Source organism: Oxalobacter formigenes (genome assembly GCF_002127965.1).
Classification (GTDB): domain Bacteria; phylum Pseudomonadota; class Gammaproteobacteria; order Burkholderiales; family Burkholderiaceae_D; genus Oxalobacter; species Oxalobacter formigenes.
The window spans coordinates 2,429,475-2,452,280 of the sequence record NZ_CP018787.1 but is presented as its reverse complement, the minus strand read 5'-3'; the positions used below and the strand labels follow the sequence as shown (position 1 = coordinate 2,452,280).

The window sequence follows — 22,806 nt, the reverse complement described above, 5'->3', positions numbered from 1 at the left end:
GGGCGCGGCTGTTTTCGGACTATTGAAGGAAACTTTCTGTTTTTTTGTTTGTTCGCAATGGCTTTTGTAAATCAAATGGCAAAAAAACCATTTGATTTATGGCTTTGAAACCTGATTGGCAGACAGTTTGGCTCCCAGAGATTTATAAATCGCGTTTTCATAGGTAATCGTATTGTATTTCCCTTCCAGCAGGGAAAGCATGGAACTGTTTTCGGAAGTTTTTGCATCCAGCCAGTCTTTAAGTTCTGTCGCGCCGGCTTCATAACGCATGCGGTTGTAAACGCTGATTTTGGCATCGTTATCGTATCTTCTTGAGAGATTGTCCAATAGTGAAACCGATTTTTCATACGAGTAATAGTAAGTATCCACTTCATTCAAGGCCGTGTTGACGGAAGAGGTCAGATTGAGTCTGGCGTTTTCAAAGTCGGCTTCGGATATCTTGATGTTCCATTTGATCTTGTTCCATTGCAAAAATGGAAGATTGATGTTGACCGTACCACCGAGGAAGGGAACATTGAACATCGAGCTGCTTTTATTTGACGCGGTGCTAAGCGTACTGCCAATTGTCACGCTGGGGTAAACACTGGCTTTTACCGATTCCCAGTCGAGAAAAGCAGACTGGATCCGGTATTCGGCCGCTTTGACATCGGGACGAAGTCCCAGAGCGGAAATCGGTACGTTCAGATCGACGTTCGTCGCCGGTGTCATCAATATGTCGGCTGTTTTGATGTCCAGTTTGTCACCCGGGCGCAGATTAAGCAGATTTCTCAATGTCTGTTCGACCGTTTTGCGATTGTTTTCCAGCGTCATGAGGCTGTTTCTGGAAGCCAGCAGGGATTTTTCTGCCGTCAACGGTTCCAGTGCATCGACTTTTCCGGATGTGAATTTGTTATTGATGATCTGGAGCAGCTGCGTATAAAACCCGATATTCTCTTCAGTGACACGAATGGCCTGATTCAGATAAACGAGATGGAAATAACTGTCGACGATGTTGTTGATCAGCGCAAGACGTGTCGTTTCCATATCCTGCTGTGTCGCCTTGTATTCCCATTCCTGTGCGGATGCCGCACTGCTCAGTTTACGCCACAAGTCGATCTCGTAGCTGACACCCAGTTCAGACGTGTAATTGTGGGATGTTTGACCCGCTTTCATGTTATTGCTGACCGAAGCGCCAAGAGAACCGGAAAATTCAGGTACCAGATTCTGGCCAAGCAAATTGGCTTCGTACAGGGCCTTGTTGACCGTAATCGCGCTCTTTTTCAGGTCGATATTGTTTTCAAGGGCAACTGCAACCAGTTTGTTCAGATTCTCGTCATGATAGGTTTTCCACCATTCGGAATCGATTTTGTATCCGGCAACAATCGTTTGCTGGGGAATGACTCCCATATCGGGAATCGTCGTGGTCTGGGTAGCGCAACCGGCGATAATCAGACATAAAAGGGTACAGGGAATCAGTCGCATAATGCATCCACCGGATTAAGAAGAGAAGCGTTGCGGGCGGGAATATATCCGAAAATCACACCGATCAGTGTCGAACAGCTTATCGCCAGAATGACGGAAGTGGCTGAATACGACATGGTGAAGGCCTGTACGAACATGCTGAACAGAAACCCGATACCGAAAACGAACAGAACGCCGATAAAACCGCCGATCAGGCATATAAGGACGGCTTCTATCAGAAACTGCTGTAGCACGCTGTTTCGGCGGGCTCCGACCGCCATGCGTATGCCGATCTCGCGGGTTCGTTCCGTTACGGAAACAAGCATGATATTCATGACCCCGATACCGCCGACAACGAGTGAAATCAGGGCGATACACGATATCAGGAGACGCATGGTATTCGTCGTACTTTCAATCGTTTGACGGATGCTGTCGGTATTGACCGTGAAAAAGTCTTCCTTGCCGTGCTTGGCGGTCAAAAAGCGGATGACGTTTTTCTCGGCTGCCGTCATGCTGACATTGTCCTTGACCTTGACCGTGATTGACGAGATATTCCTGTCCCCGGTAATACGGTTCATAACGGCCGTATAGGGCGACCACATGGTCAGGGTATCGGTCGTACCGAAACTGGCATTCTGTTTTTGTGAAATACCGATTATTTTCAGCGGTTGCCGGTTGAAAATAATGGTTTTGCCCAGTATGTCTGTCGTGTTCGGGAACAGTTTTTCTTTCGTGTTCTGGTCGATAACGACGACGGCGCTACCCGATTTCACGTCTTCCTTGTTGAAAAACCGTCCCGCTTCCGGTTTCAGGCCCGTTACGTCGAAGTACTGGTCACCTACACCGTTCAACTGGCCGGTTACGGAAATGTTTTCCCTTGTCAGGGTGCCGGAAGTGCGAACCGCTGGTGTCGTACTGTCCACGTAACTCTGGCGTGCCAACAGTTCAGCATCGTTGACAGTAAGCGTTTTATATTTGCTCGAATTGCGGTCGCCAAATCCTTTACCCGGCATCACGACAATCGTATTGGTACCCAGAGAATTAATGTCCTCCAGAATTTTTTCCTGCGAGCCTTTTCCCAGTGCGACAACGGAAACGACCGAGGCAATCCCGATAATGATCCCGAGCATGGTCAGGCCAGACCGCAATTTATGGGTCTTGATAGCCTGAATCGACATTCTGAATGCCTCGAAAAACTGGTCTTTCAGATAAGCGAAGGTATTTCTCGAATTGTCCTTTGGCGGGAACTCTTCTTTTTTGTTTTTGTTCGGTGCTTTCCGGATGTCGGAAATAATGGCGCCGTCCTTGATTTCAATGATCCGGTTGGCGTAATTGGCGATGTTCTGGTCATGAGTGACCAGAATGATGGTATGCCCCTGATCATTCAGCTGCTGGAGAATGGCCATGACGTTGAGGCCACTTTTCGAATCCAGTGCCCCCGTCGGTTCATCGGCAAGGATGATTTCGCCGCCATTCATCAGGGCACGCGCAATACTGACACGCTGTTGCTGACCGCCGGACAGTTCGGACGGAAAATGGTCGATACGGTTGCCCAGTTCCAGATTGGAGAGGATCTGGTCGGCGCGTTCTTTTCTTTCCTGGGATTTCAGGCCGGAGTAAATAGCCGGCAGCTCGACGTTTTCTTCCGCATTCAGGGTAGCCAGCAGGTTATAACGCTGGAAAATAAAGCCGAGATATTTGCTTCGCAGGGTGGCGAGGTCGTCGGGGCTCATTCCCGCCAGATCTTCACCGGCGATTTTATAGTCTCCCGAGCTCGCGGTATCGAGGCAGCCGAGAATATTCATCAGGGTCGATTTGCCGGAACCGGACTGTCCGATGATGGCGACAAAATCTCCCGATTCGATGTCCAGATTGATGTCTTTCAGGACATGGACCTGATTGTTGCCCGATCCATAAATTTTGTTTATGTTTCGCAGTTCGATGATGTTCATGCTTAAATCCTCGGTGGTCTGCTGCGGGTCGAGCTGGAACCGACTTTTTCATTTTTTCCGACTTCGGAGGTGATGACCTGGTCTCCCTCGGCCAGTCCGGACGTGATTTCAGTATAGACACCATCGGAAATGCCGATTTCGACATCCCGTTTTTCAACCTTGTTTTTATCCGTCAATATGCGGACGAAATATTGGTCATTCCGGTTCGTTAGCGCGATCGTCGGGACGACCAGAACGTTTTCGGCAGAAGAGACGAGAATGGTGTTCTGGGTCATCATGCCGATCCGGAGTTTGCCTTCATCATTTTTCACGTAGGAACGTCCGTAGTAATAAACGGCTGCTGTCGATGTGGATGAGGACGAACTGGACGTGCTGCTCTTGCTGTAGCTGCCGTCGGTCAGTGTCGTCAGGCCCGGATCGATCGAATCCAGTTTTGCATGGAAAATCGTGTTCGGTTCGGACAGAATCGTGTAATCGACAGGCATGCCGGGTTTGACTTTGGTGATGTCGCCTTCGGAAATCTGGATGTCGATTTCCATATCGCCGAGGTTTGCAATCTGGACAATCGTCGGTGTCGTCTGGTTGGCGTTGACCGTCTGGCCTTCTTCGACAGGAACGGATACGATCGTTCCATTCAACGGTGCCCTGATCTTGGTGTATCCCAGATTGGTTTCATCCGTGTTAATCGTGATCTGGGTCTGTTTGATCAGGGATTCCATTTCATTGACATTTGCCCGGGCGGTCGCGTACGTGTCCCTGGCGTTTTCGAGATTCTGTTGTGAAGTCGAATTCGTCTTGATCAATACAAGTTCACGATCGTATTGTTTCTTCGCGATGTTCAACAGGATTTTGCGGGCTTCCAGCTGGGCCTTGTAATTGGCAAGTTTTGCCCTGTCCGTATTCAAGGTATTTTCCTGAGTCTGCGAATCGATCTCGGCGATCATATCGCCCTGTTTGACTTCCTGTCCCAGAACGACATAGAGTTTTTTGATCTGTCCCGATACCTGAGCACCGACATTGACGAGGTTGACCGCTGCGACTTCGCCTGTCGCTTCAACAACCTGGCTGATGTTGCCCACACGGGCTTTTTCCGTCATGTAAGTAATATCGTCCTCGCTGGTCGCAAGCCAGTACGTTAGTGCGGCTATGACGATTACTATAATGGCCGATACAGGAATCCAGACTTTTGGATTTTTGAGTTTTTTTATTTTTTCGAGCATGTTCGCGTTCATTCCAACAGCCGTTTCTTTGTCAAAAGTTCAGATTTTAGACGACATGGTTACCGGATTTTTTATTGCCGTATTTGAGTGTATGAATTGTTTTCTGTTCAAAACAGCTTAACGGTTTAATACGTTTTGTTCCTGATATGAATTTAGTGCTTTTCACAAAGCATTACACGAAATTCAATAAGTTGTTACAAATGTATAAAGTTTTAATAAAACAGGCAGGAATGATAGCAGCAACTTTTGCACTTTCGGCTTGAAAGCAGGGCGAATCATTTCGATACTGTTAAAAGTTAGTGAAGAATTGTAAACACAGGCATGTTTATGATCCTGTCTGATAACAGGCTTCAACAGAAAGAAATTTTATTTTTCCAGCCATCTGTTTTTCGAGTATGATGGCGACCTGTCAAGGAGTGATTTCTTTCCTGCAATTAGTGAGTTGAAGATTCGGGAATCGGAAACCAGTTCTTTTCGCGTTCATTTAAAGTCTGGATCATGGATTTCCTTTTTTTGTTAAAAGCCCTCATTATGGGAATAGTCGAGGGGGTCACCGAGTTTTTGCCTATTTCCTCGACGGGGCATCTCATTCTGGCAGGCAGCCTGCTGGATTTCACCGGCGAAAAAATCAAGGTATTTGAAATCGCCATTCAGTCCGGGGCCATGCTGTCAGTCTGCTGGGTATATCATGAGAAAATAATCAGCGTGACAAAAGGCTTCTTTACGAATGCAAGAGACCGCAGATTTGTCACCAATCTCATCATTGCTTTTTTACCCGCCGCCATTTTAGGCGTTTCATTCAACAAGATTATCAAGTCCTGTCTTTTTGCCCCTGTCCCTGTGGCTGCGGCATTTATTATCGGTGGACTGATCATCATTGTTGTCGAACGGAAAAATGAAAGAAATCCGGTTTCGAAAATCGAATCTGTCGATGAAATGAGTATGATGGACGCGTTCAAAGTCGGGTGTGCGCAGGCTTTTGCGCTGATTCCGGGAACCAGCCGCTCAGGTGCGACAATTATCGGCGGGATGATTTGTGGATTGTCGCGAAAAGTCGCCACTGAATTTTCTTTCTTTCTGGCCATTCCAACCCTGTTTGGGGCGACAGTCTATTCCGTTTATAAAGAAAGAGCATTGTTGTCCGCTGCGGATTTACCCTGGTTTTCCGTGGGCGCCATTGCAGCGTTTATATCCGCGTTTATCTGCGTGCGCTGGTTGTTAAGATATATCAGTTCACATAATTTCATCCCTTTTGCGTGGTATCGTATCGCTTTCGGACTGTTCATATTAGTTAGCGCTTACTATGGATGGGTCAATTGGGTTGATTAACTGAACAAAGCGATATGGAGTTTGAAAAGCCAATGAATCGGGCGTGCCGTCAAAAGGCATTGGAAATATTACAATCGGTTTTTGGCTATTCTTCTTTCCGAGATCAACAGGAAGAAATCATTGCCGAAATCGCCTCCGGCCATGACGCTCTGGTCCTGATGCCGACGGGGGGAGGTAAGTCTCTCTGTTACCAGATTCCTGCACTGGTTCGGGATGGTGTCGGGATCGTCATTTCCCCTCTGATTGCATTGATGCAGGATCAAGTCGATGCCCTCGAAACAGCCGGGGTGCGGGCCGCCTATCTCAACTCGACCTTATCGTATGAAGAAGCTTCCCGGATTGAACGGGCTGTGCTGAAAAACGAGCTCGATCTCGTTTATATCGCTCCGGAACGTCTTGTAACCGAGCGTTGCCTGAACTGGCTTTCAAAAACGAAAATCGCCTTGTTCGCCATTGATGAGGCGCATTGCGTTTCCCAGTGGGGGCATGATTTTCGTCCGGAATATATCCAGCTCTCGATTCTGCATGAATATTTTCCGGCAGTGCCGAGAATTGCACTGACAGCGACGGCGGATGCGCATACCCGTGCAGAAATACTCTCGCGCCTGAAACTGGAAAATTCCAGGCAGTTCATTTCCTCTTTCGATCGGCCCAACATCCGCTACTGTATCGTTGAAAAGGAAAACGGTCGTCATCAACTGCTGGATTTCATTCAATCCGAGCATCCGGGAGATGCCGGTATCGTTTATTGTCTGTCACGCAAAAAGGTGGATGAAATGGTCGCGTTTCTGCTTGAACATCATATCAATGCCCTGCCTTATCATGCTGGCATGGATACGCAGACGCGTTCAGTCAACCAGTCCCGTTTTTTAAGGGAAGAGGGCATTGTCATGGTAGCGACGATTGCTTTCGGAATGGGGATCGACAAACCGGATGTTCGCTTCGTCGCCCATCTGGACTTGCCCAAGAGTATGGAAGGCTATTATCAGGAAACGGGACGTGCCGGACGGGACGGCAACCCGGCAACGGCCTGGATGTCATACGGTTTGCAGGATGTCGTTCAGCAGCGGCGAATGATCGACGAGTCGGATGCCGATCCCGAACACCGGCGTATCCAGATCGGCAAGCTGGATGCCTTGCTGGGTTTTTGCGAAACCTTGACTTGCAGACGGGTCCGTTTACTGGAATATTTCGGTGAATCCGCTGCCCCATGTGGCAATTGCGATACCTGCCTGACGCCTCCGGTCGCCAAAGACGGGACAAAAGACATGCAAAAGCTGCTCTCGACTATTTATCGGGTAGGCCAGCGTTTTGGAGCGCTTCATGTTATCGATGTCTTGCGGGGTATCAGTTCCGAACGTGTTTTACAGTGGCGACACAACCAGCTATCGACTTTCGGCATCGGAGCCGGGCAAAGTGTGGCGGAATGGCGAAGTGTGTTGAGGCAGGCTGTCGCGGCACAGTACGTCTGGGTCGATATGGACGAGTACAATGCGCTTAAACTGTCTGAACTGGCACGCCCGATTCTGAAAGGCGAAAAAAAGGTTTTGTTGCGGCAGTATCAGAAACCGGAAAAGAAACGCAAGGAAAAAGCACAGCCGAAATTCTCCCAAATCGTTTTGCCACCGCAGGAGCAAAAGCTGTTCGAAAAATTGCGCTGGTGGCGGATGGAAGTTGCACGCGAGCAAAACATGCCTGCCTATGTCATTTTTCAGGATGCCACATTGCGTGAAATCGCACTTGCGAAGCCGGTGACAATCGATGAGCTGAAACAGATTTCAGGCATTGGCGACAAACGCCTCTCGCAGTGGGGCGATGACATTATCAGGCTGGTGAACGAGTTTAACGTGTCCGTATAGCTTTTTTCTGTTTACCCTGTTTTTTGGGCGCAGCTTGCTGAATCCTGAAAATGGCTCCCGAATTGGGCGTGACATTGAAACGGGTCCAGATGGAGCCAACCCCGGCCAGTCCCAGCTTGCCTTTCCATACGATATCTTTTGGAATCGGGCCCGATTGTCCATGAATGATGAGAACGCGGCCCGAATAATGGGAGAGCAGCGTATTCAGTTTCTGTCTTATTTCGGAAAAACCGTCTCTGGAGGCTGTTTTTACATTGTATGGATTGCCGTCTGTGAACAGGACAATGGCTTTTGCATGTTCACGCGTTGCTTGCCGGAAAACCAGATCAAGCCAGTTTTTGTTGGCAATTGTCCTGTCCTCGAATTCATTGTTTCTGCCCGCAGCAGCCAGATAATTATTGTTGTTGGCCGGAAGATGAAGCGTGGCGAAAAGAACCGGGCCATGAGACCAGTAAAAATTTTCGGAATAGGCAGAGAACCGGTTGCTTAGTGATTGGCGTGTCAGGTTTATTGGTTGATTGCCAAGTGAGTGCCCACTGTCGAAAAGAATCTCTCTCAGTCTCCTCAATCGTTCGACGGAAACAGGATTTCCTCTTGAGTTTTTGCAGTAAACCCAGTCTCCTCCTGCCAGAGAAACGATAACGGGGCGATTGACATCGTTCAAGAGCTCTTTCCGTTCCGTGTATAAATCGTCTCCACAGGATTCAGCGTTGGACTTGATGCCATTTAGGACGATAAACTCAGGGTTCGTGTTTTTGAGTCTGGAAAGTTCTTTTTTCAGCTGGACATGGTTATTGCTGGCAGGCTGATCCATTGCGATGAAATAAAATGAACCGGCCTGACCGTTCTTCGACGCAAAACACGTCGAGATGACGTCGAAGGTCAACAGAACGAAAAGTATCCATTTTTTCATGATGTTTTTCATAAAAAAACAAATAACGGAAATTGGTAACTCTTTTATTGTAAATCTTTTAGCTGTTTTTTTAATGAATATAATTGTTCGAGCGCTTCGCGGGGTGACAGGCTGTCCGGATCGAGTTCGTCGAGCATTTCGATAACAGGGGAAAACTGTTCAAAAATTTCTGATGTGGTTTCTTCCGGTTCTGTCGAAGGGGTATAGGAAAACAGGCTTAACTGGTCTTTTCCCGGCATGAAATGCGATTCAAGTTCGGCCAGATGTTTTCTGGCGACGCGGATGACATTGGCAGGGACGCCTGCCAGTTTTGCCACCTGAAGCCCGTAACTTTGCGAAGCCGGGCCAGGTTCCACGGAATGCAGGAAAACGATGTTATCCTTGTGTTCGACTGCCGAGAGGTGAACGTTTTCTGCTGTCGGGCAGGTTTCGGGCAATTGTGTCAGCTCGAAATAATGTGTTGCAAACAGGGTGAAACTGCGGCTGCTCTCAATCAGATGATTCGCAATGGCCCATGCCAGTGCCAGACCGTCGAAAGTGGATGTGCCACGACCGATTTCATCCATCAGGACAAGCGAGTTTTCTGTCGCGCCGTTCAAGATGGCGGCCGCTTCGGTCATCTCGACCATGAAAGTCGATCGGCCGCCAGCCAGATCGTCAGCTGCGCCGATGCGGGTGAAAATACGGTCAATCGGTCCGATGACAACCTGATCGGCCGGAACGAAGCTGCCTATATAAGCCAGCAGGACGATCAACGCCGTCTGTCTCATGTAAGTCGATTTGCCGCCCATATTGGGGCCGGTAATCAGAAGGAATTTCTTGTTATTCGACAGCTCGCAGTCGTTTGCGATAAAACGTTCTATCCTGTTTTCAATGACCGGATGACGTCCCTGTACAATATGAATGACTGAATCATCGGTCAGCTCCGGCCTTATCCAGTTCTGTTTTTGGGCATGGAGAGCCAGCGCGGACAACACATCGAGCTTGGCTGTGTTTCTGGCGATTTCCTGAAGCGGACTGATATGGATGACCAGGTCCTGCAATAATTTTTCATAGAGGCTTTTTTCCAGTGCAAGCGCTCTTTCACGCGCCGACAGAACCTTGTCTTCGAAAGCCTTGAGTTCAGGTGTGATATATCGCTCGGTATTTTTGAGTGTTTGCCTGCGGCGGTAATCATCCGGAACCTTGGAAACCTGTCCCTGAGTCACTTCGATGTAAAAGCCGTGAACGCGATTGTATTCGACGCGCAGATTGGTAATGCCGGTTCTTGCACGTTCACGTGCCTCAAGATCGACCAGGAACTGGCCTGCATTGTCGGCAAGCGAGCGAAGTTCATCGAGTTCAGGGCTGAATCCCCCGGCGATGACTCCCCCATCACGAATCATGGCAGCCGGTTCATCGTTGATGGCGTGCTCAAGCAGGTCGAGACAGGCAGCAGGAACGGTGAGTTTGCGGTGGATTTCTTTCAGAAGCGAAGCGCCGTCATCCATGACACACTGGTCGAGATAAGAACGAAGTCCCGGCAACTGCTGAAGTCCGTAACGCAGGGCTGCCAGATCGCGCGGGCGTGCTGAATAGAGTGCGATACGGGAAACGATACGTTCGATATCCGGAATATTGCCGAGTATGCCGCGCAATCCGTCAATCACGCAGGCTTCCGTCAAGGCTGTAATAGTTGCGTGGCGGGCACGTGCAACAGACTGGTTGCGGCTGGCATGGTGAATCCAGTGCCGTAACAGTCGCGCACCCATCGATGTCCTGCAATGGTCCAGCTCGGAAAAGAGGGTGGGCGATTCATTACGGCCGCTGTCTGTCCGGATAGGTTCGGTCAATTCGAGATTGCGCCTCGTCATGGCGTCCATGGTAATGAAATCGTCTTCCGTTTCGACAGACAGGGTACGGACATGCTGCAGATTCTGCGATTGGGTCGTATGGGCATATTTCAGGATGGCACCGCACGCGCCCAATGCCGAGTTGATGTCCCCGACACCAAATCCGTCAAGTGTGATGACATTCAACTGTTCAATAAGTTCTTTTTTCCCGTTTTCTTGATCGAAATGCCATTCAGGAACGGTCACGATACGTCCTGAAATATTCAATAAAAGCGATTTGTCGAAACCGTCGGCAATCAGGATTTCCGCTGCACCGATCCGCTCGAGCTCCTGTTGCAGACGGGCAGGAAGATATTTTTCATCGACCGTAACGTCCAGAAGTTTCAGTGAACCGCTGGACAGGGAAAGCCAAGCCATACCCAACGTCAGTTGTTTCCGGTTTTTAAGGCAGTTGACTGCCAGAAGGGGGCGGTCCGCTTTTTCAGGCAACAGATTTGAATCGGTCAGTGTGCCTGGAGTGACGATACGGACGACCTTGCGTTCCACTGGCCCCTTGCTGGCGGCGGGATCGCCGATTTGTTCGCAGATCGCGACGGATTCACCCGTGGCAATCAGTTTGGCGAGGTACTGGTCAAGCGCGTGAAACGGGATACCTGCCATCGCAATGTTTTTACCGGTAGTCGCACGCTGGGTCAGCGTGATGCCCAGAATTTTCGAGGCGGTAACGGCATCGTCGAAAAACAACTCGTAAAAATCGCCCATCCGGTAAAACAACAGCATGTCAGGATGCTCCGCCTTGATGCGCAGGTATTGCTGCATCATGGGGGTTTGTTTGGCTGAGTCGGGTGTCGCTGGCTGCCTTGAAGCAGACCGTGTGGATGGTGGCGTCATACGTTTAACAAGACAGGTTAAAACGATTTTTATCGCTAAAAGTTACATTTTCTTCAATGCAAGTACCATTGTACTGTCTGGGAGGGACGGAGGCAAAAAAAGAGCGCATAAAAACACTTTTTTTGTGGATTTTTCCCCCTGAAAGTAGAAAAAGTGTTTTGTTTTTCCGGGCAGTTTGTTGTTAATGGAATATTCGGGAAAAAGGTTACCGGGATGTATCCATTCCATGAAGCCGTGTCAGTTAGGCCCAGCTGCTTCTTCAATAAAACTGTTGAAAGGCAGGGGTGCCGTGTATATATAGAAAACTGAGTCTGATCAAATTTTTTGTATTTAATTAAGTGCCTGCTTTTGTGTCGGGAAAAAGAGAAATTTGCTTGCGAAATGGCTTGGTTATTATGTTTGTGGACAATTGGCCTGTTTCAAATGACATGTTTTCATTCGATTGTGTCGCCAGCAGGAAATAAAAACCTTTGTTATTCTGGCGAGCACATCTTGTGTCAGGTATGAAAAAAAGCAGTTTCGAATCTGGAGAAAATTCTCATCGAATCAATTCGATCTGCCAGACACAACAGAACAACTATTTGAATGGGCAAATAATTTATGAACCAGGGGCTGTTAGTCACCAAACGTGATGGAAGAAAAGAACGCATCGATCTCGATAAGATACATCGGGTCATTGATTGGGCTGCCGAGGGATTGAATAACGTATCGGTTTCGCAAGTGGAATTGCGTTCCCAGATCCAGTTTTATGACGGCATACGGACGTCGGATATCCATGAAACCATGATCAAATCGGCTGCCGATCTGATTTCCGGTGAAACTCCGGACTATCAGTATCTTGCAGCGCGTCTTGCGATTTTCCATCTGCGTAAAAAAGCTTATGGACAGTTCGAGCCACCCGCTTTGTATGATCACGTCAAGAGACTTGTCGGAATGGGCAAATACGATTCCCATCTGCTTGAAGATTATTCTCCGGCGGAATTCGCGGAAATGGATGGATTCATCGATCACTGGCGTGACATGAATTTTTCCTATGCGGCCGTGAAACAGCTGGAAGGAAAATATCTGGTACAAAACCGGGTTACCGGTGAAATTTATGAAAGTGCGCAGTTTCTCTACATTCTGGTGGCTGCCTGTCTTTTCTCAAAATATCCGAAACAAACCCGTCTCGATTACATCAGACGTTTTTATGAGGCTGTTTCCACATTCAGGGTTTCCCTGCCGACACCGATCATGGCAGGAGTCAGGACGCCGACCCGGCAGTTCAGTTCGTGTGTTCTGATCGAATGTGGCGACAGTCTCGATTCCATCAATGTGACAGCCAGTGCAATCGTGAAATACGTTTCCCAACGGGCTGGCATCGGCGTAAACGCAGGCCGTATCCGGGCGCTCGGCAGTCCGATCCGGGGAGGAGAAGCATTCCATACCGGTTGTATCCCTTTTTACAAACATTTCCAGACAGCAGTGAAATCCTGTTCTCAGGGAGGTGTCCGGGGTGGCGCGGCGACTGTGTATTATCCGTTGTGGCATCTGGAAGTCGAAAGTCTGCTCGTTCTGAAAAACAACCGCGGCGTGGACGACAATCGGGTTCGCCATCTTGATTATGGCGTACAGCTGAACCGCCTGATGTACAAGCGCCTCATTGCCGGAGGCGATATCACGCTTTTCAGTCCGTCGGACGTACCGGGACTCTACGACGCTTTCTTTGCCGATCAGGACGAGTTCGAACGCCTGTATTCACTCTATGAAGCGGACGGCAGTATCCGCAAAAAGACAGTGAAAGCAGTCGAGTTGTTTTCACTGATGATGCAGGAACGGGCGTCCACTGGCCGTATTTATATCCAGAATGTCGACCATTGCAACACGCACAGCCCGTTTGACCCCGCTGTCGCGCCGGTTCGCCAGTCCAATCTTTGTCTGGAAATTGCACTTCCAACGAAACCGCTGAATGACATCAATGACGAAAACGGTGAAATTGCGCTCTGTACCCTGTCGGCTTTCAATCTGGGGGCGATCGATTCACTGGATGAACTGGAAGAGCTGGCCACACTGGCTGTCCGTGCATTGGATGCTCTGCTCGATTATCAGGATTACCCGGTCCTCGCGGCAAAAAATGGCGCGATGGGACGCCGGACGCTCGGTATCGGTGTCATCAATTTTGCCTATTATCTGGCTAAACACGGAGTGCGCTATTCAGACGGCAGTGCGAACAATCTGACGCACAAAACTTTTGAGGCGATTCAGTATTATCTGTTGAAAGCGTCCAATGAATTGGCAAAAGAACAGGGAGCCTGCCCCTGGTTCGGGGAAACGTCGTATGCCAAAGGCGTTTTGCCCGTCGATACCTATAAAAAGGATCTCGATGCCTTCTGTAATGAACCCTTGCATTACGACTGGGAAGCGCTGCGCGAAAATATCAGGCAGTATGGTTTGCGCAACTCGACCCTTTCCGCGCTGATGCCATCCGAAACCTCTTCCCAGATATCGAATGCGACCAACGGGATCGAACCACCCCGGGGTCATATCAGTATCAAGGCATCCAAAGACGGGATTTTGCGTCAGGTCGTGCCGGATTATGAACAACTGAAAGACGCTTATGAACTGCTCTGGGACTTGCCGGACAACAACGGTTATCTGCAACTGGTCGGTGTGATGCAAAAGTTTGTCGATCAGGCGATTTCTGCCAATACCAATTACGATCCGGCGCGTTTCCCATCCGGAAAGGTACCGATGACACAGCTTTTAAAAGATCTTCTGATGGCTTACAAGCTGGGGGTAAAGACGCTCTATTATCAAAATACCCGTGACGGCGCGGAAGATTCACAGGAAGATCTTCAGGCAAGCAAAGAGGATGACGGCTGCGAGAGCGGGGCATGCAAGATATAAGTTTCACTGTTTTTTCTTTGGCTAATGAAAAAGACAGAACACTGAATGGATGACGGGACAAGAAAAAAGCTGTCCCTGGAAATGAATAATCGAGATCAATTTTATGGCTTATACCATTTTTTCCCAGACGAAGAATAACCAGCTTCTCGAACCGATGTTTTTCGGACAGCCGGTGAATGTGGCCCGTTACGACCAGCAAAAGCATGAGGTTTTCGAAAAACTGATTGAAAAACAATTGTCTTTTTTCTGGCGTCCCGAAGAAGTCGATGTGTCGCGCGACCGTATCGATTATCAGGCACTTCCGGAACATGAAAAGCACATCTTCATCAGTAACCTGAAATACCAGACCCTGCTGGATTCGATTCAGGGACGTAGTCCAAACGTGGCGCTCCTGCCGCTGGTGTCGATTCCGGAGTTGGAAACATGGATAGAAACATGGTCTTTTTCCGAAACCATCCACTCACGTTCCTATACCCATATCATCCGTAACATCGTCAACGATCCGGCTATCGTATTTGACGATATTGTCAGCAATGAAAATATCGTGAGAAGGGCAACGGATATTTCCGTTTATTACGACGACTTGATCGAAATGACCGGGTATTATCATCTGCTGGGAGAGGGAACCCATCAGGTTAATGGAAAAACGGTCAATGTCAGCCTGTATGAACTGAAGAAAAAGCTGTACATGTGCCTGATGAGCGTGAATGTGCTGGAAGCGATCCGTTTTTACGTCAGTTTCGCCTGTTCGTTTGCCTTTGCCGAACGTGAACTGATGGAAGGCAATGCCAAAATCATCCGGCTGATCGCGCGTGACGAAGCATTGCATCTGACGGGTACCCAGCATATGCTAAATTTGATGGGTTCCGGCGAGGATGATCCCGATATGGCGGAAATTGCAAAAGAGTGTCGGGAACAAAGTATTGATCTGTTCGTCCGGGCAGCGGAGCAGGAAAAGGAATGGGCCGATTATCTGTTCAGGGATGGTTCCATGATCGGGTTGAACAGGGATATTTTGTGCCAGTATGTCGAGTACATTACCAATACCCGGATGCAGGCAGTCGGGATGCCACTTCCGTTTGAAATACGTTCCAACCCGATTCCCTGGATCAATGCCTGGCTCGTTTCCGACAATGTTCAGGTAGCGCCACAGGAAGTCGAGGTGAGTTCGTATCTGGTCGGCCAGATCGACTCTGAAGTCAATGCCGACGATTTGAGCAATTTTCAACTGTAATGGCTGAAATGAACCATTCCACTTTTTTGTGGCAAGGAACTGATGCCTCTGCGCAGGAAAATGAAGCAGGTGTATCTGACGCTCAAAAGTTCATTACCTTGAAACCGGGCGGCAAAAAACTGGAATACCCTGAAAAGGCAGCTTCGCTGCTGGAAGCGCTGGAATATCACGGGATAGCCGTCGAGTACCAGTGCCGTTCCGGCTATTGCGGTTCGTGCCGTTGCCGGATGACGGCAGGAAAAGTGACTTATCGTCAAGAGCCGCTGGCACTGGTCAATGAAGGTGAAATACTGCCCTGTTGTTGCATACCCGAATGCGATATTGAACTGGATATCGAAAATGTCCGGTAGTGTAAGGAAGACATAAAATACCTGATGTGTCCAGAAAACAAAAAAGAGCGCGTAAAGCGCTCTTTTTCGTGGACTTCCGAAACCGGAAATCAGTTTTTGGACTGGTCAACCAGTTTATTCTTGGCAAGCCAAGGCATCATGGCACGCAGACGGCCACCGACCTGTTCGATCGGGTGTTCTGCGGTCAGACGACGGCGGGACAACAGGGTAGGTGCGTTAGCCTTGTTTTCCAGAATGAAGCTCTTGGCATATTCGCCGGTCTGGATATCTTTTAAAGCCTGACGCATCGCGTTTTTGCTTTCTTCCGTAATGACTTTAGGGCCGGTAACGTATTCGCCATATTCAGCATTGTTGGAAATGGAATAGTTCATGTTGGCGATACCACCTTCCTGAATCAGATCGACGATCAGTTTCAGTTCGTGGCAGCATTCGAAATAAGCCATTTCAGGAGCGTAGCCTGCTTCAACCAGTGTTTCAAAACCGGCCTTGATCAGTTCAACGGCACCGCCGCACAGAACGGCCTGCTCACCGAACAGATCGGTTTCGGTTTCTTCACGGAAGGTCGTCTGGATGATGCCGGCACGGCCACCGCCGTTAGCCATGGCATAAGACAGGGCGATGTCGCGGGCCTTGCCGGATTTGTCCTGATAAACGGCGATCAGATGAGGAACGCCACCACCCTGGGTGTAGGTGCTGCGAACGGTATGACCAGGTGCTTTCGGAGCGATCATGATGACGTCGAAATCGGCACGTGGAACAACCTGACCGTAATGAACGCCGAAACCGTGGGCGAAAGCCAGAACGGCGCCCTGTTTTGCATTCGGTGCAACGCTTGCGTTGTATACGTCAGGAATGTTTTCGTCAGGCAAAAGCATCATGATGATGTCGGCATCCTTGACGGCTTCGTTGACTTCCTTGACTTTCAGGCCAGCGCCTTCAGCCTTGCTCCAGGAAGCGCCGTTTTTGCGCAGGCCAACCGTAACGTCAACGCCGGAATCATGCAGATTCAGTGCGTGTGCGTGACCCTGGGAGCCGTAACCGAGAACGGTTACTTTCTTACCTTTAATTAAGGACAGATCGCAGTCCTTGTCATAAAAAACGTTCATTTATGTTTCCTAATCAAAAATACAAAAAATAAAACTGGTTAAACCTTCAGGATGCGTTCACCGCGTCCAATGCCTGAACCACCGGAACGGACTGTTTCCAGAATGGCGGTGCGGTCGATCGATTCAATGAAAGCGTCCAGTTTGGCTTTATCGCCGGTTAATTCAATAGTGTATGCACGATCGCTGACATCGATGATTCTTCCACGGAAGATGTCTGCGGTACGTTTGATTTCCTCACGTTCCTTGCCGACGGCACGGATCTTGATCATCATCATTTCGCGTTCGACGAAATAACCGTCCGTCAGATCGACGACCTTGACGACTTCGATCAGACGGTTCAGATGTTTGGTAATCTGTTCGATCACATCATCCGAACCGATGGTGACGACCGTCATGCGGGACAGGGTCGGATCTTCGGTCGGCGCAACGTTCAGGGTTTCGATGTTGTAACCACGAGCAGCGAAAAGTCCGACAACACGAGCCAGTGCGCCTGCTTCGTTTTCCAGAAGTACAGAAATTATGTGTCGCATGTTATTTGTCCTCCAGACTCATCACCATTTCAGTCAATCCTTTACCCGCCTTGACCATTGGCCAGACGTTTTCGGTCGAATCTGTCAGGATGTTCAGGAAAACCAGCTTGTCTTTCATCGAGAAAGCTTCTCTCAGGGCGCCTTCGACGTCCACGGCTTTTTCTACTTTGATGCCGACATGACCGTAAGCTTCCGCCAGTTTGTTGAAGTCGGGAAGCGAAGCGACATAAGTTTCCGAATAACGGGATTCATAATCCAGACGCTGCCACTGGCGAACCATACCCAGAACACCGTTGTTCAACATGATGATTTTGGGTGTCAGGTTGTATTGTTTGCAGGTAGCCAGTTCCTGGATATTCATCTGGATGGAACCTTCGCCCGTGATGCACGCAACCGTTGCGTCCGGGTTGGCCATCTGGACACCCATTGCATACGGCAGGCCGACACCCATCGTTCCAAGACCGCCGGAATTCAGCCAGCGGCGTGGCTTGTCGAACGGATAGTATTGGGCTGCCCACATCTGGTGCTGGCCGACGTCGGAAGCGACGAAAGCGTCACCCTTGGTGACTTCCCACAGTTTTTCGATAACGTACTGGGGCTTGATGACCTGATCGGTTTCTTCGTATTTGAGGCAATCTTTCTTGCGCCATTCGTTGATCTGTTTCCACCATGAGGCCATCGCCTGAGGATTGGTCGATGCGTTTGGCGCAGCGTCGAGCTGGGCCAGCATTTCCTGCAATACGTCCCTGACGTTGCCGACGATAGGAATGTCGACCTTGACACGTTTGGAAATGGAGGACGGATCGATGTCGATATGAATGATCTTGCGTGGAACCCGTGAAAAATGGTCCGGGTTGCCGATAACACGGTCGTCGAAACGGGCACCGATCGCGACCAGTACGTCGCAATTCTGCATGGCCATATTGGCTTCATACGTACCGTGCATGCCGGGCATGCCGAGGTGTCTTTCACTCGAGGCACGATAGCCACCGAGACCCTGCAGCGTAGTGACACAGGGAATGTCGAGACGGTCGACGAGCTGGTTCAGTTCCGGTGCGGAGTCCGACAGGATAACGCCGCCACCGGCATAAACCAGAGGACGTTCAGCCTGAAGCATCATCTGGACGGCTTTGCGAATCTGTCCGGTATGGCCTTTGTCGATCGGCTTGTAGGAGCGCATTTCGATTTCCTTCGGATAATCGTAAAGGCCAGCCTGCATGCTGACGTCCTTCGGAATATCGACCAGAACAGGACCGGGACGGCCTGTCGAGGCAATGTAAAATGCTTTTTTGATGGTAACGGCAAGATCCTTGACGTCTTTGACGAGGAAATTGTGCTTGACGCATGGACGTGTGATACCGACCGCGTCGCATTCCTGGAAAGCGTCCGAACCGATTGCATGGGTTGAAACCTGACCGCTGATCAGAACGAGCGGAATGGAATCCATGTAAGCGGTTGCCAGACCGGTAATCGCATTCGTTACGCCCGGGCCGGAGGTCACCAGTGCAACACCGACTTTGCCGGAACTGCGTGCATAGGCATCTGCAGCGTGAACGGCAGCCTGTTCGTGACGAACCAGGACATGTTTGAATTTGTCCTGTTTGTAAATGGCATCATAAATATAGAGAACGGAACCACCCGGGTATCCGAAAACGTGCTCTACGCCTTCATCGGCCAGACTTCTGACCAGTATGTCAGAGCCTGTCATTTCTAAACTCATACTTCCTTCCTTTCAAGGTCCACTGGAAATTGATCGGATGCTCTTTCCTGACGAATTCGAGTGTATTACGAAACAAATTTCACATTTTATTGTGAAATTTGAGGAATAAACATCGATTTCTCGTACTTGTGGCACGGGTCAGAGCAAACAGCTTTCAAAGTAGCAAAGCATGTCTTCACGACAGGCGGCATTATGAGCACCATGTGAGAAAACCATTCCGCCAGAGGGTATATAAAGCGGATAACAGATATCAGCCTGCGCTTTTTGGTCAAGCCATACTCAATTACAAATGTACAACACTTCAACAATTGTATAAAGTGAATAATTTTACACTACATCTGCACAAGAAGGCCTTTTCTTGTTAGCATTTGCACCTGATTGACACTTCACAGTGTGTTTTTTTTAATCCGGTAAGGTTGATCCTTCTGCCAAAATAGAATGGCAACTGACAAAGAATTATCCGATTTTCTGGCTGGCGTTGAAAAACGCGCATTCAAACAGGCAGTCTATGCCGTGCGCAAAGATGAGTCTGCGCTTGATATTGTCCAGGATGCCATGATCAAACTCGCAGAAAAATATGGCGACAAGCCATCTGCCGAGTTGCCGATGCTATTCCAGCGCATCTTGCAGAACACGATCAGCGATTTTTTCCGGCGTGAAAAGGTCAGGAATACCTGGGTCAGCCTGTTTTCCAGCATGTCCACTACTTCTGATGGTGAAGATTTCGATGTTTTGGAAATTTATCAGAACGAATCGGAAAACGACACCGTAGAATCGTCTGCAGAAAAGCTCGAACGCGCTGAAGTGTTGGGAATTATTGAAGAAGAAGTAGAAAAGTTGCCTGCGCGTCAACGCGAAGCCTTCCTGATGCGTTACTGGAATGATATGGATGTAGCCGAAACGGCAGAAGCGATGAAATGTTCGGTGGGAAGCGTCAAAACGCATTGCTCCCGAGCAACACATGCATTGGCAAAAGCCCTGAAGGCACGAGGGATTGAATTATGAATATGAATGAACAAGATTTTGCTTACAAGGTGCGACATGCCTTGAATGAGCGACTGGAGGATTTGCCGGAAAATATTTCCGCACGACTGGCTGATGCGCGCTCGATGGCGGTCAAACGTAAAAAGAAAAGCAGGCCTCTTTATGTCAGCCTGTTTCAACAGATGTTTGCAGGCGCTTCTGCCGGTACGTCGGGACATGTTTCATGGACAGGCCGTCTGGGGCTCTCCCTGCCCATTCTGGTGCTGGTCGTCGGTATGGCCGGTATTTTCCATCATGAACAGCAGCGGCAGATCCGGGAAATCGCAGATATCGATATTGCCGTGCTCTCGGATGAATTGCCTCCGTCCGCATATGCCGATAATGGATTCAGGGCATATATTGTCGACCGGACCGGAGTCTGATTGATGCGGTCTGACTATCCCGAAAAAAAGTCGGTTCCGAAATGGGTAATGGCGGTCGTTGTGACGATCGTCATCGCCTTCGGGCTTGTTTACGCCATTTTGCCTGCGGATAATCTGAAAGCGTTTATAGGGATGGAGGATAGTCAGGCTGCCGCTGAAAATTCCTGGAATACCCTGACGCCATCGCAACAGGATGCACTGGCTCCGTTGCTAAAAGAATGGAACGGCATGAGTGCCGCACAAAAGAAAAAATGGCTGGAAGTCGCAAAAAAAGCCGAGAATATGTCTCCTGAAGACAAGGAACGTTTCAAGACCCATATTCAGGACTGGCTGAATCTGACGCCGGAACAGCGTCGTCAGGCTCGCCAGAATTTCATCGGATTCAAGAAACTCAACCCGCAGCTCAAGACTGAGCAATGGCAAGAGTATCAGAAACTGCCGGAAGAAAAGAAACGGGCACTGGCAGCCAGGGCCAAATCGAAGAGAAGACTCGCCAACCTGACGGGTGAACCGTCTTCGAACAAGGTGGTTGAGCCGATCAAACAGCCGGAAAAAACGTTGAACAATCAGCCTGCGCAGGAAGAAGTGCCGGAGTACTGGCGCTGACGATATCCTTTTCTTTTGCCAGCGTACGTGCGGGCATGTGCTTTCTGTAAAAAAACTAGCGGTCTTGCAAGCTTGTCCTGAGTCGTCTTGATTCTTGTGGAGTCGTTGAAAGAGGGCGATAAATTTCGATGCGGTCGTGCGCGTTCAGTTCGGTATCGAAAGGCCGTTTTTTTCCAAAAATGCCGACTTCGTTTTCCCTGATCTGACGTGACAGAAGGTCCAATATGCCACTTTTTTCGATAGCCTCGATTAGCGTTGTTTTTTCAGGAACCCGGATATCCAGAATGATCTGCCTGTCCGGCTGGACATGGCAAACCTGAACGGGAATCATTTTTGAATCAGTCGAGGTTTCAGCCATAGACTTTTCTCGCGCGTTCGCAAAATGCATCGACAAGGCTGTTGGTGACAATGTCGAAAACCGGGCCGATCAGTTTTTCCATGAAAAAATGGGAAAATTCATAGTTCATGTGCAGCTCGACGCGGCAGGTTTTTTCATCCAGAGCCGTAAATGTCCACTGGCCGTTCAGTTTCCGAAAGGGACCGTTGACCAGTTTCATTTTGATGGATTCCGGCGCGACATTGATATTGTGAGTGGTAAAGCTTTGCCGGATGCCGCAAAAATTCAGGGAGAGGGTCGCAATCGCCGTCTGGCGGCTTGCGTCTCGCTGTACGTCGACACTGTCGCACCAGGGAAGAAACGTTGGGTACGCTTCGATGTTTTCCACCAGCGCGAACATTTGTTTTGCACTATAGTTCTGCAGTACGGATTTGTGTACGATCGTCATCTATGAATGAAATGGTTTTGATAGAATCTCTATTTTATACAAGGAAGTTTTTTTCACTATGACTATTGCCGATAATAAAAAAGCTTTTCACGATTATTTTATCGAAGAGCGCTTCGAAGCGGGAATGGCTTTGGAAGGATGGGAAGTCAAATCCATTCGTGCCGGAAGGGTACAGCTAAAAGAGGCTTATGTCATCGTCAAGGGCGTGGAAATTTTTCTCTTCGGCGCGCACATCAGCCCGCTACCGACGGCTTCGACCCATATCAAGCCCGATCCCGTCCGCGACAGAAAACTGTTGATGCATGCTGACGAAATCAGCAAACTGATCGGCAAGGTCGAACGTGCCGGTTATACGCTCGTTCCGCTGAATATGCATTTTTCAAAAGGGCGGATCAAATGTGAGATCGGTCTTGCCAAGGGCAAGAAGCAATACGACAAACGCGAAACTGAAAAAGAACGGGACTGGCAGCGGGAACAGCAAAAGATCATGAAACAGAATATCCGCTGATCCCGGTATTCTTTCTTTTTTGCGTCTAGTCTTCGGCTTCCCTGATCCACGCCATCAGGATGGCTTCAAGGACTTTTTCGTTTGAACGGTTGGGATCGTCGTCAAAGCCGTCCAGTTTACATATCCAGTCGTGCAAGTCGGTAAAACGGACGCTTAAGGGGTCGACATCAGGATATTGGTCAACCAGTTCTTCGGCGATTCTTTGGGTGTCGGACCATTTCATAATAATATCCGCTTGT

General features: G+C 49.1%; 20 protein-coding genes. 9 read left to right on the top strand and 11 right to left on the bottom strand.

The window, feature by feature from the left end; all coding sequences use genetic code 11:
- Positions 1 to 96: 96 nt before the first annotated feature.
- From BRW83_RS11545 to BRW83_RS11535, 3 genes are read right to left on the bottom strand one after another with little or no spacing between them, the layout of a single operon-like run.
- A complete protein-coding gene (locus tag BRW83_RS11545; protein ID WP_005879165.1) occupies positions 97 to 1,461 on the bottom strand; it encodes a TolC family protein in 1,365 nt (454 codons plus the stop codon).
- Positions 1,452 to 3,392, bottom strand: a complete 1,941-nt coding sequence (locus tag BRW83_RS11540) for a MacB family efflux pump subunit (RefSeq protein ID WP_005879166.1) — start codon at positions 3,390 to 3,392, stop codon at positions 1,452 to 1,454. Before BRW83_RS11540 ends, BRW83_RS11545 begins: the two co-directional genes overlap by 10 nt.
- A 2-nt stretch (positions 3,393 to 3,394) precedes the next feature.
- On the bottom strand, positions 3,395 to 4,612 hold the full coding sequence (locus tag BRW83_RS11535; RefSeq protein WP_005879167.1) for an efflux RND transporter periplasmic adaptor subunit: 1,218 nt from the start codon (positions 4,610 to 4,612) through the stop codon (positions 3,395 to 3,397).
- A 498-nt stretch (positions 4,613 to 5,110) separates the two neighbouring features.
- Between BRW83_RS11535 and BRW83_RS11530 the strand changes: the two genes are divergently transcribed.
- Together BRW83_RS11530 and recQ are read left to right on the top strand one after the other, a co-directional pair.
- Positions 5,111 to 5,941, top strand: coding sequence for an undecaprenyl-diphosphate phosphatase (locus tag BRW83_RS11530; RefSeq protein ID WP_005879169.1), 831 nt, complete (start codon positions 5,111 to 5,113; stop codon positions 5,939 to 5,941).
- 32 nt (positions 5,942 to 5,973) lie between these two features.
- Positions 5,974 to 7,800, top strand: a complete 1,827-nt coding sequence (gene recQ, locus BRW83_RS11525) for a DNA helicase RecQ (RefSeq protein ID WP_005879171.1) — start codon at positions 5,974 to 5,976, stop codon at positions 7,798 to 7,800.
- Here recQ and BRW83_RS11520 read toward each other — a convergent pair.
- Together BRW83_RS11520 and mutS are read right to left on the bottom strand one after the other, a co-directional pair.
- On the bottom strand, positions 7,784 to 8,713 hold the full coding sequence (locus tag BRW83_RS11520; protein ID WP_231284441.1) for a hypothetical protein: 930 nt from the start codon (positions 8,711 to 8,713) through the stop codon (positions 7,784 to 7,786). The two genes, recQ and BRW83_RS11520, sit on opposite strands and share 17 nt — an antisense overlap.
- A 44-nt stretch (positions 8,714 to 8,757) precedes the next feature.
- Complete coding sequence (mutS, locus tag BRW83_RS11515; protein ID WP_005879174.1) at positions 8,758 to 11,436, bottom strand: DNA mismatch repair protein MutS; 2,679 nt, start codon at positions 11,434 to 11,436, stop codon at positions 8,758 to 8,760.
- 600 nt (positions 11,437 to 12,036) lie between these two features.
- Between mutS and nrdA the strand changes: the two genes are divergently transcribed.
- From nrdA to yfaE, 3 genes are all read left to right on the top strand, one after another.
- Entirely contained in the window at positions 12,037 to 14,322 is a 2,286-nt protein-coding gene (gene nrdA, locus BRW83_RS11505) for a class 1a ribonucleoside-diphosphate reductase subunit alpha (protein ID WP_005879176.1), read from the top strand.
- Between the two features lie 103 nt (positions 14,323 to 14,425).
- A complete protein-coding gene (gene nrdB, locus BRW83_RS11500) occupies positions 14,426 to 15,556 on the top strand; it encodes a class Ia ribonucleoside-diphosphate reductase subunit beta (RefSeq protein ID WP_005879178.1) in 1,131 nt (376 codons plus the stop codon).
- The gene (yfaE, locus tag BRW83_RS11495) at positions 15,556 to 15,906 is read left to right on the top strand and encodes a class I ribonucleotide reductase maintenance protein YfaE (protein ID WP_269208310.1); all 351 of its coding nucleotides are present in this window, start codon (positions 15,556 to 15,558) and stop codon (positions 15,904 to 15,906) included. The genes nrdB and yfaE overlap by 1 nt, the downstream gene beginning before the upstream one ends.
- Positions 15,907 to 15,995: 89 nt before the next feature.
- Here yfaE and ilvC read toward each other — a convergent pair whose 3' ends face one another.
- Genes ilvC through BRW83_RS11480 form a run of 3 tightly spaced genes read right to left on the bottom strand, consistent with a single transcriptional unit; the run spans position 15,996 to position 19,262 of the window.
- The gene (ilvC, locus tag BRW83_RS11490; RefSeq protein ID WP_005879182.1) at positions 15,996 to 17,012 is read right to left on the bottom strand and encodes a ketol-acid reductoisomerase; all 1,017 of its coding nucleotides are present in this window, start codon (positions 17,010 to 17,012) and stop codon (positions 15,996 to 15,998) included.
- A gap of 38 nt (positions 17,013 to 17,050) precedes the next feature.
- Positions 17,051 to 17,542 (bottom strand): acetolactate synthase small subunit, encoded by a 492-nt coding sequence (ilvN, locus tag BRW83_RS11485; RefSeq protein ID WP_005879188.1) that lies wholly within the window; start codon positions 17,540 to 17,542, stop codon positions 17,051 to 17,053.
- Position 17,543: 1 nt separating this feature from the next.
- Complete coding sequence (locus BRW83_RS11480) at positions 17,544 to 19,262, bottom strand: acetolactate synthase 3 catalytic subunit (RefSeq protein WP_005879191.1); 1,719 nt, start codon at positions 19,260 to 19,262, stop codon at positions 17,544 to 17,546.
- Between the two features lie 438 nt (positions 19,263 to 19,700).
- On the opposite strand from BRW83_RS11480, the gene BRW83_RS11475 reads away from it, so the two are divergent.
- From BRW83_RS11475 to BRW83_RS11465, 3 genes are read left to right on the top strand one after another with little or no spacing between them, the layout of a single operon-like run.
- Positions 19,701 to 20,267, top strand: a complete 567-nt coding sequence (locus BRW83_RS11475) for an RNA polymerase sigma factor (RefSeq protein WP_005879193.1) — start codon at positions 19,701 to 19,703, stop codon at positions 20,265 to 20,267.
- A 2-nt stretch (positions 20,268 to 20,269) separates the two neighbouring features.
- Positions 20,270 to 20,668, top strand: coding sequence for a DUF3619 family protein (locus BRW83_RS11470; RefSeq protein WP_315897815.1), 399 nt, complete (start codon positions 20,270 to 20,272; stop codon positions 20,666 to 20,668).
- 3 nt (positions 20,669 to 20,671) lie between these two features.
- Positions 20,672 to 21,274, top strand: coding sequence for a DUF3106 domain-containing protein (locus tag BRW83_RS11465; protein WP_005879197.1), 603 nt, complete (start codon positions 20,672 to 20,674; stop codon positions 21,272 to 21,274).
- A 55-nt stretch (positions 21,275 to 21,329) separates the two neighbouring features.
- Here the strand turns inward: BRW83_RS11465 and BRW83_RS11460 are convergent, their stop codons facing one another.
- On the bottom strand, positions 21,330 to 21,632 hold the full coding sequence (locus BRW83_RS11460; protein WP_005879199.1) for an RnfH family protein: 303 nt from the start codon (positions 21,630 to 21,632) through the stop codon (positions 21,330 to 21,332).
- Positions 21,625 to 22,059, bottom strand: a complete 435-nt coding sequence (locus BRW83_RS11455; protein WP_005879201.1) for a type II toxin-antitoxin system RatA family toxin — start codon at positions 22,057 to 22,059, stop codon at positions 21,625 to 21,627. Before BRW83_RS11455 ends, BRW83_RS11460 begins: the two co-directional genes overlap by 8 nt.
- A gap of 58 nt (positions 22,060 to 22,117) precedes the next feature.
- Here BRW83_RS11455 and smpB point away from each other — a divergent pair, with 58 nt between their 5' ends.
- Entirely contained in the window at positions 22,118 to 22,567 is a 450-nt protein-coding gene (gene smpB / locus BRW83_RS11450) for an SsrA-binding protein SmpB (RefSeq protein WP_005879203.1), read from the top strand.
- Positions 22,568 to 22,592: 25 nt separating this feature from the next.
- Here the strand turns inward: smpB and iscX are convergent, their stop codons facing one another.
- The gene (gene iscX, locus BRW83_RS11445) at positions 22,593 to 22,790 is read right to left on the bottom strand and encodes a Fe-S cluster assembly protein IscX (protein WP_005879204.1); all 198 of its coding nucleotides are present in this window, start codon (positions 22,788 to 22,790) and stop codon (positions 22,593 to 22,595) included.
- Between the last annotated feature and the right edge of the window lie 16 nt (positions 22,791 to 22,806).

Coding starts and splice junctions, on each gene's coding strand:
- recQ (WP_005879171.1), top strand. CDS start 5,974: ATGAATCGGGCGTGCCGTCAAAAGGCATTGGAAATATTACAATCGGTT.
- BRW83_RS11470 (WP_315897815.1), top strand. CDS start 20,270: ATGAATGAACAAGATTTTGCTTACAAGGTGCGACATGCCTTGAATGAG.
- BRW83_RS11480 (WP_005879191.1), bottom strand. CDS start 19,262: ATGAGTTTAGAAATGACAGGCTCTGACATACTGGTCAGAAGTCTGGCC.
- BRW83_RS11455 (WP_005879201.1), bottom strand. CDS start 22,059: ATGACGATCGTACACAAATCCGTACTGCAGAACTATAGTGCAAAACAA.
- BRW83_RS11475 (WP_005879193.1), top strand. CDS start 19,701: ATGGCAACTGACAAAGAATTATCCGATTTTCTGGCTGGCGTTGAAAAA.
- BRW83_RS11460 (WP_005879199.1), bottom strand. CDS start 21,632: ATGGCTGAAACCTCGACTGATTCAAAAATGATTCCCGTTCAGGTTTGC.
- BRW83_RS11520 (WP_231284441.1), bottom strand. CDS start 8,713: ATGAAAAAATGGATACTTTTCGTTCTGTTGACCTTCGACGTCATCTCG.
- yfaE (WP_269208310.1), top strand. CDS start 15,556: ATGGCTGAAATGAACCATTCCACTTTTTTGTGGCAAGGAACTGATGCC.
- BRW83_RS11465 (WP_005879197.1), top strand. CDS start 20,672: ATGCGGTCTGACTATCCCGAAAAAAAGTCGGTTCCGAAATGGGTAATG.
- mutS (WP_005879174.1), bottom strand. CDS start 11,436: ATGACGCCACCATCCACACGGTCTGCTTCAAGGCAGCCAGCGACACCC.
- BRW83_RS11540 (WP_005879166.1), bottom strand. CDS start 3,392: ATGAACATCATCGAACTGCGAAACATAAACAAAATTTATGGATCGGGC.
- BRW83_RS11535 (WP_005879167.1), bottom strand. CDS start 4,612: ATGCTCGAAAAAATAAAAAAACTCAAAAATCCAAAAGTCTGGATTCCT.
- smpB (WP_005879203.1), top strand. CDS start 22,118: ATGACTATTGCCGATAATAAAAAAGCTTTTCACGATTATTTTATCGAA.
- ilvC (WP_005879182.1), bottom strand. CDS start 17,012: ATGAACGTTTTTTATGACAAGGACTGCGATCTGTCCTTAATTAAAGGT.
- BRW83_RS11530 (WP_005879169.1), top strand. CDS start 5,111: ATGGATTTCCTTTTTTTGTTAAAAGCCCTCATTATGGGAATAGTCGAG.
- iscX (WP_005879204.1), bottom strand. CDS start 22,790: ATGAAATGGTCCGACACCCAAAGAATCGCCGAAGAACTGGTTGACCAA.
- nrdB (WP_005879178.1), top strand. CDS start 14,426: ATGGCTTATACCATTTTTTCCCAGACGAAGAATAACCAGCTTCTCGAA.
- BRW83_RS11545 (WP_005879165.1), bottom strand. CDS start 1,461: ATGCGACTGATTCCCTGTACCCTTTTATGTCTGATTATCGCCGGTTGC.
- nrdA (WP_005879176.1), top strand. CDS start 12,037: ATGAACCAGGGGCTGTTAGTCACCAAACGTGATGGAAGAAAAGAACGC.
- ilvN (WP_005879188.1), bottom strand. CDS start 17,542: ATGCGACACATAATTTCTGTACTTCTGGAAAACGAAGCAGGCGCACTG.